The organism is Haloarcula ordinaria (genome assembly GCF_029338275.1).
Taxonomy (GTDB): domain Archaea; phylum Halobacteriota; class Halobacteria; order Halobacteriales; family Haloarculaceae; genus Haloarcula; species Haloarcula ordinaria.
The window spans coordinates 255,118-267,677 of the sequence record NZ_CP119790.1 but is presented as its reverse complement, the minus strand read 5'-3'; the positions used below and the strand labels follow the sequence as shown (position 1 = coordinate 267,677).

At 61.4% G+C, this 12,560-nt stretch carries 12 protein-coding genes and 1 pseudogene; 5 read left to right on the top strand and 8 right to left on the bottom strand.

The genetic code is table 11. The features are described 5' to 3' along the window. Nucleotides 1-46: 46 nt before the first annotated feature. On the top strand, nucleotides 47-847 hold the full coding sequence (locus P1L41_RS18155; RefSeq protein ID WP_276298568.1) for a 2-oxo acid dehydrogenase subunit E2: 801 nt from the start codon (nucleotides 47-49) through the stop codon (nucleotides 845-847). An 801-nt stretch (nucleotides 848-1,648) separates the two neighbouring features. On the opposite strand, the gene P1L41_RS18150 is transcribed toward P1L41_RS18155, so the two are convergent. Together P1L41_RS18150 and P1L41_RS18145 are read right to left on the bottom strand one after the other, a co-directional pair. Next, nucleotides 1,649-2,515: a polymer-forming cytoskeletal protein gene (locus P1L41_RS18150; protein WP_276298567.1), complete on the bottom strand. Its 867-nt coding sequence runs from the start codon at nucleotides 2,513-2,515 to the stop codon at nucleotides 1,649-1,651. Further along, nucleotides 2,512-3,813 carry an MFS transporter gene (locus tag P1L41_RS18145; RefSeq protein WP_276298566.1) on the bottom strand — a complete coding sequence of 434 codons (1,302 nt, stop codon included), beginning with the start codon at nucleotides 3,811-3,813 and terminating at the stop codon, nucleotides 2,512-2,514. Before P1L41_RS18145 ends, P1L41_RS18150 begins: the two co-directional genes overlap by 4 nt. A gap of 679 nt (nucleotides 3,814-4,492) precedes the next feature. On the opposite strand from P1L41_RS18145, the pseudogene P1L41_RS18780 reads away from it, so the two are divergent. Continuing rightward, nucleotides 4,493-4,909: pseudogene (locus tag P1L41_RS18780) on the top strand (response regulator); the annotation flags it as partial. Here P1L41_RS18780 and P1L41_RS18135 read toward each other — a convergent pair. The 5 genes from P1L41_RS18135 to P1L41_RS18115 form a co-directional block, all read right to left on the bottom strand. Then, on the bottom strand, nucleotides 4,863-5,069 hold the full coding sequence (locus P1L41_RS18135) for a hypothetical protein (RefSeq protein WP_276298774.1): 207 nt from the start codon (nucleotides 5,067-5,069) through the stop codon (nucleotides 4,863-4,865). The pseudogene P1L41_RS18780 and the gene P1L41_RS18135 overlap by 47 nt on opposite strands. Nucleotides 5,070-5,297: 228 nt before the next feature. Further along, nucleotides 5,298-6,119: an ABC transporter permease gene (locus P1L41_RS18130; RefSeq protein WP_276298565.1), complete on the bottom strand. Its 822-nt coding sequence runs from the start codon at nucleotides 6,117-6,119 to the stop codon at nucleotides 5,298-5,300. Next, nucleotides 6,116-7,120 carry an ABC transporter ATP-binding protein gene (locus P1L41_RS18125; protein ID WP_276298564.1) on the bottom strand — a complete coding sequence of 335 codons (1,005 nt, stop codon included), beginning with the start codon at nucleotides 7,118-7,120 and terminating at the stop codon, nucleotides 6,116-6,118. Before P1L41_RS18125 ends, P1L41_RS18130 begins: the two co-directional genes overlap by 4 nt. A 2-nt stretch (nucleotides 7,121-7,122) precedes the next feature. After that, nucleotides 7,123-7,317: a hypothetical protein gene (locus tag P1L41_RS18120; RefSeq protein ID WP_276298563.1), complete on the bottom strand. Its 195-nt coding sequence runs from the start codon at nucleotides 7,315-7,317 to the stop codon at nucleotides 7,123-7,125. Nucleotides 7,318-7,616: 299 nt separating this feature from the next. Further along, nucleotides 7,617-7,880, bottom strand: coding sequence for a hypothetical protein (locus P1L41_RS18115; RefSeq protein WP_276298562.1), 264 nt, complete (start codon nucleotides 7,878-7,880; stop codon nucleotides 7,617-7,619). 484 nt (nucleotides 7,881-8,364) lie between these two features. Here P1L41_RS18115 and P1L41_RS18110 point away from each other — a divergent pair, with 484 nt between their 5' ends. After that, complete coding sequence (locus P1L41_RS18110) at nucleotides 8,365-8,700, top strand: hypothetical protein (protein WP_276298561.1); 336 nt, start codon at nucleotides 8,365-8,367, stop codon at nucleotides 8,698-8,700. Nucleotides 8,701-8,859: 159 nt separating this feature from the next. Here P1L41_RS18110 and P1L41_RS18105 read toward each other — a convergent pair whose 3' ends face one another. Next, entirely contained in the window at nucleotides 8,860-9,882 is a 1,023-nt protein-coding gene (locus tag P1L41_RS18105; RefSeq protein ID WP_276298560.1) for a two-component system sensor histidine kinase NtrB, read from the bottom strand. 162 nt (nucleotides 9,883-10,044) lie between these two features. On the opposite strand from P1L41_RS18105, the gene P1L41_RS18100 reads away from it, so the two are divergent. Together P1L41_RS18100 and rhcE are read left to right on the top strand one after the other, a co-directional pair. Continuing rightward, nucleotides 10,045-10,461, top strand: a complete 417-nt coding sequence (locus tag P1L41_RS18100) for a DUF7522 family protein (protein WP_276298559.1) — start codon at nucleotides 10,045-10,047, stop codon at nucleotides 10,459-10,461. Between the two features lie 1,061 nt (nucleotides 10,462-11,522). Further along, nucleotides 11,523-12,554 (top strand): 2-keto-3-deoxy-L-rhamnonate dehydrogenase, encoded by a 1,032-nt coding sequence (gene rhcE, locus P1L41_RS18095; RefSeq protein WP_276298558.1) that lies wholly within the window; start codon nucleotides 11,523-11,525, stop codon nucleotides 12,552-12,554. The last annotated feature ends 6 nt before the right edge of the window (nucleotides 12,555-12,560 follow it).

Here is a 12,560-nt window from a genome sequence, read left to right as displayed (position 1 = left end):
ATCGTGAGACGCCTCACGGTGACGGATTTCCAGATCGAGACGTCCTATGAGCGACGCAGGCGACCGAATCGAGCCGTTCCCCGCCCGCAGACGCGGGACGGTCGACTACATGCGGACGGCTGGCCGCCGGAGCAACGTCCACGGGCTCATAGCGGTTGACGTGACCCGAGCACGCCGCCGTATCGATGCCATCGAAACGGAGACGGGTCGCGAACCCTCGTTTACCGCGTTTCTCGTCGGCTGTCTCGCTCGTGCCGTCGCCGACCACCCGCACGTCAACGCGTATCGGGACTGGCGCGGCCGCGTCCACGTGTTCGAGGCCGTAGACGTGAACGTCCTCGTCGAGACAACGATCAAGGGCGACCGAATCGGGGTCCCACACGTCGTCAGGCGGGCGAACGAACGCTCCACCCGGTCGATTCACGACGAGATACGTGCTGCGCAGGACGCGGCGGACCCGACCGATCTCTCGCGGTGGGCCGAAGTGGCGTTATCACTCCCCGGCGTCCTCCGCCGGCTAGTCTGGCGGCTCCCGCAGTGGTTCCCCGGCCAGTGGCGGAACGTGGCCGGAACGGTCGCGGTCAGCGCGGTCGGCATGTACGGGCATGGAGGCGGTTGGGCAATCAGTCCGACGAACTACACGTTACAGGTCACCGTGGGGGGCATCAGCGAGCAACCTCGGCTAGTCGACGGTGAGATAACGAACCGGGAGTTCCTCAGCCTCACGGTGACGTTCGACCACGACGTCGTCGACGGGGCGCCCGCGGCCCGGTTCATCGACCGGTTACGAGAACGGATCGAGGATGCCCACGGGCTCGAACAGACCGACGACTGGCAGGTGGACTGACTCGGGGTGCGTCGCCGTCCAGGCACTGCTCAGTCGTCGTCACTCGTGTGTCCAAGCCACCCGAGACGGACGCGCACCCGGTCGTGGTACAGGTTGGTCCCCGCAACACCGACGATGGCGAACGGCACGAAGATAGCCGCGGCGTACCACTACCAGTCGACTCGGAATTTCGGGACGCTGCGGAACCACTCGCGAACGCTTTCTCCACTCGCGGCGACGACGAGGGCCGCCGCTGCGGATGGTGCAAGCGCGTTGAGGAACCCCGCGAAGAACCAGCTCGTCCACCGACGCCACTGTGTCGCTCTTCACCAAAAAACGCAGCAATTACCGACTCGAACGGTTCGTTTCGCGAACGCCGCGAGCGTCCCGGTCACGCATGGACGTCGTAGTCCGGTCGGACATCGATTCCCCCCTCTGGGCCCCCAACAGATAGACGAGACCGACCAGCACCACCACGAGCAAGATCGCCCAGATAATCGGTACGAGCAACTCGAAGCCGGTTCCGGCCGTGCTGCTCCACGGTTCGAGTCCGTTTCGCGCGACCCAGTCAGGCCCCATCGGCCCGTGGGGCCCGTGGTGTGGTCCCCACTGAGCGGAGCGGTGTAGTGGGATGTGCATGATCATCGTCCTCCGAGATAATATTGGATTTGTTAGAAGAAATAGCCCAGCGACGATTCTCATCCTTAGAGAATCGTATTGAACGGTATGGGAGTGACTGATGATGAAGCGCCGACGACCACCGTCGGGCCTCTCGAAACCGTGGTGTGTCAGCTGCTCCGTCGATCACAGTTGCGGGTTCGCTCACCCTGGTATCTCGGGCGGTTCGAACCGATGGACGCCGAAGTACGTAATGAGGACCGCCCCGAGGCCAACGAGGAGCAGAGACAGCTGAATCAGGGCACCGACGTACGGAACGCGTCCCAGCAGTTCCATGCAGAGCAGAAAGCCGGCCACCCCGAGCGCCGAAGCCACGTCGTCACGTTCGACCGGGAGCCGCTGCCCGAGGAGGTAGCCGTAGGCGAGGTAGCCGTAGCCGACGAGGAGGACCTCGACGAAGAGGCCCACGATACTCAGCGGGAGGAGGAGAAGGGTGAACGCCATGTATACGAACACGACGAGCATCGTGGTGCCAGCGATCGACCCGACGACACCGCTAACGACCGGATGGCCGGTGATAGCATCGCCCACGGTCGCGAGATAGTGCGGGATCCGCCGGGTGAGCACGGCGGCCACGCCGCCGAGGAGTACCATCTGCATCACGACGATTCCGACCGTCGCTAACGGTGTCCGTTCTTGCCGGGTGACGTCGACTGTAGTACGACGTCCGATATCAGCACCAGGGGCGACCGAAAGGTTCCCCGCAACGGCCTGGAGTTCGCCGGTGATGGTTGCGGTATCCGACACCGAGAGCGTCCCTGCGAACACCCGGACGTTGCCGTCGACACGTCCGTCGATTCGCGTGTCGCCACCGATGACAAAAAGTTGCCCTTGGACCACCGCGTCGGCTGGGACAGTTACGTTGCCCCCGGCGACGACGAACGCGTCGGGGGTCTCGTCGACCACCCTGTCGCCTTCGAAGACGACCTCCATCGACGAGGGGGAAACGCCACTTCCCGCAAGTAGGAGCAGGACGAGGACCAGCAGCGGGAGGGTCTCTGCGAGACTCATCCTGACTCGGCCTCCCGGGCGTACCGCACCAGCCGAGTCCCGTAGAGCGTAACGATCAAACCGACGAACAGGAGCAGGGCGAGCGCGTTGACGAGGTTGAGATGTGACAGCAGCCCGACGTTGGCATCCTCGAGAAACAGCGAGACAGCGGTACTCAGGAACGTCGCGAGCCACCCGGCCATCCCGATACCGATTGCCGAATGTGTACCCACGGTCTCGGCGGTCGAGAGATCCGGCCAGAGTGCGAAATTGAGTGTCGTATAGAAACTCACCGTCAGTGCGTACAGCAGTGGATTCAAGATGGCGGTGTCGTTGCTGACGAGTCCAGGAAACAGCGACGCCACCCGCAAATCGGTCGTATAGAGGACATAGGTCAGCGAAAAGAGCGCGAACACCCACAGAAAGAGCGCGTTCCGGTCGAAGTTGACGTAGAGCACGCCAGCCATCAACGCGCCCACGACGTGGACAAGGGCGATCGCGAGGCGGGTCGAGTACACTGGCGACTGCCAGGAGGAGAGCACGAGCGACGGCGTCTCGATGATGCGAAGGAAGCCCAGACTGTCGATAAAGAAGACCCCGAACATCAGTACGACCGGCGACCAGAGCGCGAGACTCCGTGTCCGAACCGGAGTCGGATGGCAGAACCGGCCTCTCCCGAACTGCTCGTGTTGCTCTGACAGGCTATCGAGTACGCCGTCGAGCACGCCGATCCGCTCGGAGACGAGGACGGCGAGGACGACGATGCCAGGAATCATCGCGATGGTCAGCAGTCGGCTGAACACGTCGACCGACCACTCGAGCGGATAGGCGTTCGCAGCAAAGTAGGCAACGGACGTGATAACTGCGGCCACGTACCCCCTGTCGGGGACCGGGATCAGGTCGATTGCAAGGCTAAACGAGACGGGAAAGCCGACCCCGAGCGATATCGACCCGACGATAATCCACGCGCCGAACGCTGGGACCGAGTGGATAGAGGGTGCGACCGCAGTCAACACGAATTGGACGACAACGACGCCGAAGAGAAGCCTGAGCTTCGTTCGAAGGTCCGAACTCCAGCCACGCCGGTCCATCGCTATCCCGACGACGACCGCGGTGACGAACGTCAGTAGCGCGAGCGCGGCCATCCACATCGACACCTGCACGCGAGTCATCCCCACGAGTCGCACGCCGAGGTCGATGAGGCCGAGCTGGACGAACGTGACGTTGTAGTAGTACCCCGCCGCCATCAGGGCGATGAACAGCAGATATCCGAAGACGGTCGCCCACTGGCCTTGCCGGACGTATCTGACGAAGCGCACGTGTTCGCGTTGCCCGCGGGAACTGCTTAAATTATACGACTATTGAAACGAATCGCTCGGGCCAAGCCAGGAACCTTTCCGAGATGTGGTCCAAGAATGAAAACACCACCGTCCCTCGATAACGGCGGTATACAACTATCACCCACGGAGTTGACCATCACTGCATATCGCGGTGTGCAGAGAGACGGAAAAGCGCCTCTGAGAGAGCCGGCTGATAGCTGTAAAAGGCAAAACTGCTCGCACGTACGGGTGCTAGCGAGGGTCGGACACGGTATCGACAGGACTGTGTACCAGACCGGGTCTCGATACGCGCATTCATGCCCAGATGCAAGGCCTCGAAGCCGCCACTCAGGGTTCTGAGGATGGCAAATCACGTGAACTCCGTAGATATCAGGACATGGAGCAAACCCACGAGTACATCGGCAACTGGCCGATGAAGATTCGGTTGCGAGAGTCAACTTCGTCGTGGCGACGATACTTCTTGCATCTCACACACCGAGATCTGGTCCTACTAGCTCCGGTTTGAAGCGCAGCCTGCATTCATTACGAAGATTCGCTGCTGGTGACTGTCCGTACGGCGTCGAAGCAGGGGGTAAACTTATTTCCAACAGGACTGTTACTGAGTTGCATGGTACCGTTCCTTTCGTTCTCCCAGCGATGGGCAATTCAATGATAGGCGATGACACTACCAGATAGCACGATCCGGGTCCTCCACGTGGATGACGACCCTGATTTCGTCCAGATGGCAAAGACCTTCCTGGAGCGGGAGGACCAGCGCTTCGACATCGAAACCGCGACGAGTGCGAGCGGTGGTGCGGCGTTCCTCGCCAGCCACGAGTTCGACTGCGTCGTGTCTGACTACAATATGCCCGGACAGAACGGCATCGAGTTCCTCGAAGATGTCCGCTCGGACCACCCCGACTTACCGTTCATTCTGTACACAGGGAAAGGGTCCGAAGAGGTCGCCAGTGACGCTATCTCGGCTGGTGTGACCGAGTATCTCCAGAAAGGAGCACTCGGTCGGGGCCGACGGCCACGCCGCTCCGGAGCTACGTCTCGGCGAACCACGCCCGCTCACCGTCTGACCGACGCAGTGTTCGGAGTCCGTCACACCCTGCGACGTAGAGGTGCTCTGCATCGATACCGAGGGCGCGCTGGAGACACAGCCGTGGGTCGAACTCCGCCTCGTCCCACGTAACCGTCCACTGGGTCGTCCCGTCCGCCGGTGTCAGCGCGTGTAATCGTAGCCGCTCCATCGCGTACAGCACCCCATCCGAGAGATGCGGTGTGCCCCCGATTCCCCGTCGCCTGCGACCACCGTTCCGATCGTGACCCGAACTGACCGAGACAGCCCGTGCTTGCACCCGCGAGTAGCGCGCTGACCGACTGGAGGGCGCTACGGCGAGAGACCATCCACGCCGTACCTATCTCCCCGCGACAATAACGCTTGTTCCGTCGTTCGACGAGGCCGCCAGAACACTACGCTAACCGAGGTCTGCACCCTGAAACAGTCGGTAGCCGACGAGCGGACCAAGCACGGCAACCAGTACAACACTCCCGACGGAGACGAGCACGGGCCCGATTCCAGCCTCGCTCGTGGCCGGACTCGTGGCCGCCAGCAACCACTGGCCCACGAAGCCGAGGGACAGCGTCGGGTTAAGTGCGGGCACGTACCCCTGGAAGGCCGACGGGAGTGCCGCTCGGAGGACTGGTTGCAAGACAGCCTTCCAGATGGGCGCGTTCCAGGCCAAGAAGACGTACGTGCCGGCGATGGCAGCCAGCGCACGATACTGCGAGTCGAACGCGGCCGAGAGCCCGACAGCGAACGCCGTCCAGCAAAGCGCGTAGACGACGACCCAGCCCGCGACCACGACGAATCCGGATGTCGGGACGCTGCCGCGGCCGACGAGGATGAGTCCGCCGAGGAGCGCCAGCAAGGCACCAACCACCCCGGTCAACAGGCCGCCGCGTGCGAGGAGTTTCCCGACCAGCACGTCACGTCGCGTCGCTGAGAGGCTCAACAGCAGGCGAACGCTGCCGGACTCCCGCTCGCTCGCTACCGCGGCGTACGCGAGCGCTGCGACGAGGATGAACAGGTACGTCGAGAGATACCCGGTAATCCGCCCGACCGCCCGGACCGCCGCCGGTGCGGCGTTCTCGACGGCGTGGAGACTACCGACCATCGACCAGAACGAAGGGACGACGAGGAGGAATAGCAGCCCGAGGGCACCCCAGAACAACCGACTCCGGCGGGCCTCAGAAAGGTCACGCCGGGCGACCGCGAGATGCCGACTGGAACGGCTCATCGGCCGGCCCCCCGGGGTTCGACAGCTGTCTCGACCGCGGTGTCCACGTGCTCGGTCCCGTCGTCAGTCAACGCCAGGAACAGTCGCTCCAGCGAGCCGCCACGTCCCTCGATGTCGAGAAGCGTCGCGCCGGACACGTCGAGTCGCGCGACGATACGCCCGGCGGCAGCCGGCCCGCGGCAAGTCACCCGGATACCGCTCGCCAGCTCGTTCACGCCAGTGACGCCATCGAGCGTCGCTACGTCGAAGTCAGCTGGCCGCTCAACAATCGTCAGGTCGATCGGCCTGTCGGCGTTCAACCGCTCACGGAGACCGACGACCGTATCGACCACGGCTAACTCCCCGTCCAGGAGGATACCGACGCGGTCGCAGAGCGTCTCGACTTGCTCTGTAATGTGACTCGAGAGCAGGACGGCCGCGCCCCGGTCGCGCTCCTCTCGCACGAGCCTCCGGACGCGGCGAGCCCCTGCAGGGTCGAGTCCGGCCAGCGGCTCGTCGAGCACGAGTAGGTCGGGCCGGCCGATCAGCGCCATCGCGACGCCGAGTCGCTGGCGCATCCCCTTCGAGAAATCGCCGACGGGACGGTCGGCCGATTCGACGAGCCCGACCCGCTCGAGCGTCCGCATGGGGTCTCGTTCGGCGTCTTTCATCTCGGCGGCGAATCGAACGTGCTCGCGGGCACTCGCACGAGCATAGTAGCCGGTCGCCTCCGGCAGGACACCGACCCGTCGGCGTACCGCGCGGGGGTCGGCCTGTGGGTCGTGACCACAGACGCGTACCGAGCCGCTCGTCGGCCGGACGAAGTCGAGCAAGACGTCGATCGTCGTGGACTTACCGGCCCCGTTCGGCCCGAGGAAGCCAAATACCTCGCCAGCCTCGATTCGGAGGCTAAGGCCGTCGACGGCGGTCACCTCGCCGTACTGCTTGGTGAGAGAGTCGACCTCGAGCCGAGCTGCCGTATCGCCAGAGAACCGGTCGGGCGACGAGTCCGTGCGAGTCACGGCTACTCACGCACCTCCTCCGGCGAACGCCGATCCGGCGAGTCCGCCCGGGGCGTGAACGCTCCACCGAGGCCAGGCGTGGACTGCAGCGTGAAGGACTGGAAGTCGCGATACGTCTGCGAGTGGAGCGCGGTGTCGCCGATGTGTTGGAGGGTCTGGAACGCACGAGGCGTCGACAGTAGCGTGTCCGTCGACATGGGTCATCCGTACCGAGATGCGACAGGTAGTTAGAATATTCTCACACTTAAACTGCAGTTTGTGTTATCTAATCGCAGATCGACACGGCCGATAGTGCAGACGACGTACCTGACGCGGTGGCCGGCGCTCAGTCACTCGGTGGACGACAATGCGCCGTCGCTCGTGCCGCTGACCTCGTCGCCGACTGCCGAAAGCCCCACGAGCACGACGCCGGAGACGAACACGAGAACGAGTAGCCAACGGCGGACCGACCGTAGAAGCGCCGCCGACCTGTTGTCAGTTGGCGTCGTCCTGAAACTCAGCCGGAAAGGAGGAGCACCTGGAGGGCGACAACGCTCGTCGCACCCACGGCAATCAGTGCCCGGCCGACGTCACCCGACTCCCGGTCGCCGAACCACACGAGGGTGGTGCCGACCACGATCAGGCCGACTGCGAGGGTGGGCAATTCGAAGTGGAGGAAAAACCGTTCGACTACACCGAGGGCCACCCCGAGGAGCCCACTACCGAGTACCGGATTGGTAGACCCAGCAGACAGTTCGTAAGCAGCCTCGGTAGTACTCATACGAGAGGGGTCGGTCGAGAGTCCGAATATGGCTGTGGAGAGGCAAAATTGACTTCGAGCCTCCGCCGTCGTTATTTACCCAGAACACGACGAAATGACCGATGATGGCGTTCTCGACCCCCGAGACGACCCGCCTGCGTCCCTATCCTATCGGTGGCCCGCCCGACGTCCACGAGGGACCGATACGCTCAGGTCCAGGCGTGGGGGAGCCGTTGGTCACCACAGGCCACTGGTCGACAGCGTCCGCCCAATCTACCCCCGATGTGGCGAGGAGTGAGACATCGTGACGAACGGCCGCCGTCATGTTGCCACCCGGCGTGGTTTCCTTGCCGCGCTCGGCACCGTGGCAGTCGCCGGCTGTTCGGAACTCGCACCACGTGACGCCCGCTACCAGCTAGTCGGTGGCGTGGAGCGAACACTGATTCGAGGCCACCGAGACGGGACAAACCGGAAGGTTGCCGAAACGAGACCGACGAACTCGTCGGTGGTCGACTCGGCCCCAACCGACGTGGAACTGCGCACGGTCGCCTACGACACGGCCGTCGTAGACTTGTCCGGCGAGGGAGACATGGCACTCGACGCTACGACCGTCGAAAGTATCGAAGACGGCTACGACAACCCGTACGGCGTCGTGGTGCTGACCCTCTACAACGACGACCCATACAACGAGACTCCGACAGGGAACAGTTACGGCTACCGCGTCTCACTTTCGCAACTCCGACGGGTGACCCCCGGTGACCGCGTCACGGCCACCGTCGACACTGACCGCGACATCGTCGCTATCGACGAGGTCCTGACTGTCAACACCGGTACCGAGTAGGGTTTTACCAGGTGTATGGAGCGGAAAATGCGGTTCGATACTCCCCAATAGTCCAGTATCCTAATCAGCAACGGCGCCCGAAACCACCAGAACGTCTGATTGAGCGCCCCCGTGCCCAAGCCACTCCTACGACACCCGACCTACTTGCGGCCGAGGCGTTCACCACGCAATCTCGAACCGTGCACCTCCCTCGGAACTCTCTGTGATCTCTATCTCCCACCCGTGGCCCTCGACAATTTGGTGGACAATCGAGAGGCCATACCCCGTCCCCTCCCGATTCGTCGAATACCCGTGGGTAAACACCTCTGAGCGAATTGACTTCGAAATCCCTGCGCCATCATCTGCAACGTACACACCTGGCTTTCCATCGAGCCGCCCCACACGAACGGTGACATCTTCGCCACCGTGGTCGATCGCGTTCCGGAAGAGATTCTCTAACAGTTCCTGGAACCGGCTCTTATCTGCCGTTATCGACCCGAGTTCGTCTTCGATCCGTAACGTGGCCCGGTAGGTCTCGACATTGTTCCACGACTCCCGGAGACAACCTTCGAGCTCTATCGGCTCAGTGTCACCGATGGACCGCCCCTCCTTTGAGAGTTCGAGAACATCGTCGACGAGATTGTCGATGCGCATCAGGGACTCTGAGATCTTCTCGAGTTCCGGTATCTCGTGGTCATCCTGGGCGATAGCGGTATAGCCCCGGGCGACAGAAAGTGGGTTCCGAATGTCGTGGGTGAGGATGTCGGCGAACTCGTTGAGCCGCTCTTTTTGATCTTGAAGCTGTTCCTCTCGTCGCCGCCGCTCGGTGATATCGCGTATGATCCCCGTAAAATACCGTTCGCCGTTGTGCTCGTGTTCGCGAAGACTGATCAGTGTCGGAACTTCGTGTCCGTCTTTATGCAGGGCGGGAAGTTCTATTCCATTCCAGTCGATATTCCGCTCCCCCGTTTCGACGTACGACTCGAGGGCTGCCGCGTGAACTGGTTCCAAACGATCGGGGATGATTTCCATCTTCGAACTCCCGATCAGTTCATCCGGAGAGTACCCCAGGATATCTTGTATCGCTGGATTCGCATACACAATAGTGCTCTGCTCGTCAATCGTCAGCATCCCCTCCGCTGCGTTCTCGACGAGTGTCTGGTAGAAATCGTCACCGATCGCAAGAGGCGAGTGGGATACCATTTCCAGAGTACTAGTAGTGGAGTGCTGTTAACGTTTTTCACACTGTGGTGGCCTCGGAATGAGGGGAAATCTCGACTTGAGTCTACAGAATAGGACGAAGTAGTGACAATTTTTCAGGGTCTTTCAGAATAGTAATATCCGCTGCGGGTAGATGGTTCTGCTATGCCGGAAGAATCTGCGACTCGTCTGGTTGAGTATCTCAAAAAGGAAGCGGGCGAATACTTGCGCGGTGCAATTCACTATTCTGCAGACGAATATGTTACGCTATACCTCCGAGACGATGTTGCGACGCTGTATTCAGCCGAGAAGATGGAGGAACTGGCAGCGTATTACCGACAAGAAACGTCGAATCAATCTTCCAGAGAGCCGTTCAATCTTGGAAACAATCACTGTACTGTGAATTTCTATGACGACGCAATTCTATTCCATTTCACACAGGGGGACGAACTTGGGACGGTGATTACCCTCGAACCTGAAGCAGGCCGAAATATTATCGGATTCATCACCGAGTGTCTGAAACAGCTACATCACAATTCTCCACAAGAGATATCAGAAGCACCTCGGTGGTTGGGAGAGTGACGCGCTCGGCTATTGTACGGACTGCACTGACGCATTCGAGTTGATTGCTCCGGCCGACGAACAGACAGTTGACTCGGATCCAGTTGTAACAACGACTGGAACGCAGCACAGTCTACGCTCTCGATACCGTGTGAAGCCATGCAGACCGTTTCACCCCCGAGACCGGTCGACTGTTCGTCTCGCACCTGGAGAGAGGCGTCGGCGATGATGCCGTACCCGAGTATGGCGAGCGGGGCAGTCACCAGGGGCGTGACGAGCTGGCCCATCGTCGGACTGACGAAGGACGCGATCGACCCGAGACTGCCACCGAGTCCAGTCACGGCCACCACGAGGGGGAGAATTACCGCCACCGCCGGCGGTTCCCACGTGCGAGAGCCCAACTGCGAGGCAACGATTCGATGAGCCGCCGGTCTTCGACTCCGACGGCGAATACGACGATGGCGAAATCACCGCAAGAGAGATTCCGGGAATCACCAGCAGAACGAATCCGATGATCGTCGCGATGCTGACCACGATATTCGAACCAACGGCCGTCAGAGACGCCCGACCGATTCGCCGGGTGAACAGAGACCCGGTGAACCTGCCACTATCAGGCCCCTGTCGAGTGAACGCTCGGGCGGCAGCGATGTAGATGACCACATTGACCACTAGCGCAGTAATCGCGAGCACGCCTGCGGTAACGCTACAAAGTGGGAGTGTCAGCCCGATCTGTGCGTCTTGCTGGATTGCTGGTTGGAGCGCTCCAGCGACTACCGTGTTCACCGAACTGGAGAACCTCGTCGTAGATAGCAATCAATAACATCAGCATAATATGGTCCGGAAATAAACTCCGGCCTATTGCGTTGCTAATCGCGGGGCCACTGTGGAGGGCTACAGATCGTCTGTTCAGGCTAGCGTCCAGAATCGTTCCCCTGACGCCCCCTCAAGCAGGACATTCTCCGGACGAGACGCCGTATCGATAATCCATATTCGTCGTAAGGTCCTACGATTTGCATCGACACATCCTGTTAGTTTGTCGAGAGGGGGTTCATTCATAATCCTTTAGCGTACTACTACCACCAATGAAAGCAATCGTTCAAACAGGGCCGCAGGCCGTCGAGACGCAGGAACGAGAGAAACCGACCATCAACGCCGACGAAGTCCTCGTAAAAGTCCACACGGCTGGCCTCTGTGGAAGTGACGCACACGCGTACAAGTACGACGGTGGGTACGAATGGATACCGATCCCGCGTATCATGGGCCACGAGTACTCTGGCGAGGTCGTGGAAGTCGGGTCGAATGTCACCGACTACGTTGTAGGCGACAAAATCATCGAAGAGCCGATCCACGACTGTGGCCACTGTTTCCAGTGCAAGAACGGCCAGGAGAACGTCTGCCAGAACTTCTCGATCACCGGGATGCACCGCGACGGTGCGTACGCCGAATACGTCGCTGTCGACCCCAATCACCTCCACGCCGTTCCCGACGGCGTTCCCCTCGATCACGCCGCGATTACCGAGCCGACAAGCATCGCCACACGCGCGGTACTCGAGCAGTCGAAGACCACGCCCGGTGACAACGTACTGGTCGAGGGTCCGGGGCCGATTGGCGTCCTCGTGGCAGCCATCGCCGATTCGCTCGGTGCAAACGTCATCGTCGCCGGTCTCGAACAGGACGCGACCTATCGGCTGCCCCTGCTCGAAGACCTCGGTATCGAGACGCTCAACCTCCAGTCTGACGACCTCGAGGCACGGGCCGAAACGTACACCGACGGAATTGGATTCGACGTCGTGTTCGACTCGACCGGCCACCACACTGGCATCAACACTGCACTCGACTACGTGCGAAAGGGCGGCCAGATCGTCATGGTCGGCATCCCCAACGACACCTCGGAGGTGACGTTCACCTCGACGGTCCGTGGCGAAGTCGAGGTCAACACCTCCTACGGCTCGACCTGGACGAACTTCGAACAGGCGCTCCGGCTGATGGAACGAGGAGAGATTGCTGTCGACGAAATCGTCGATACGTCCTACGACAAGGACGACCCGGCCGCCGCGTTCGAGGCGTTCCTCGCCTCGGAGACCTGCAAACCAGTCTTCCAGTTCTCTCAGTGAACCGCG

What these genes read in the sequence shown, in the direction of transcription:
- P1L41_RS18155 (WP_276298568.1), top strand. Translation starts at nt 47, where the DNA reads ATGAGCGACGCAGGCGACCGAATCGAGCCGTTCCCCGCCCGCAGACGC.
- P1L41_RS18150 (WP_276298567.1), bottom strand. Translation starts at nt 2,515, where the DNA reads ATGAGTCTCGCAGAGACCCTCCCGCTGCTGGTCCTCGTCCTGCTCCTA.
- P1L41_RS18135 (WP_276298774.1), bottom strand. Translation starts at nt 5,069, where the DNA reads ATGGAGCGGCTACGATTACACGCGCTGACACCGGCGGACGGGACGACC.
- P1L41_RS18130 (WP_276298565.1), bottom strand. Translation starts at nt 6,119, where the DNA reads ATGAGCCGTTCCAGTCGGCATCTCGCGGTCGCCCGGCGTGACCTTTCT.
- P1L41_RS18120 (WP_276298563.1), bottom strand. Translation starts at nt 7,317, where the DNA reads ATGTCGACGGACACGCTACTGTCGACGCCTCGTGCGTTCCAGACCCTC.
- P1L41_RS18115 (WP_276298562.1), bottom strand. Translation starts at nt 7,880, where the DNA reads ATGAGTACTACCGAGGCTGCTTACGAACTGTCTGCTGGGTCTACCAAT.
- P1L41_RS18105 (WP_276298560.1), bottom strand. Translation starts at nt 9,882, where the DNA reads ATGGTATCCCACTCGCCTCTTGCGATCGGTGACGATTTCTACCAGACA.
- P1L41_RS18100 (WP_276298559.1), top strand. Translation starts at nt 10,045, where the DNA reads ATGCCGGAAGAATCTGCGACTCGTCTGGTTGAGTATCTCAAAAAGGAA.
- rhcE (WP_276298558.1), top strand. Translation starts at nt 11,523, where the DNA reads ATGAAAGCAATCGTTCAAACAGGGCCGCAGGCCGTCGAGACGCAGGAA.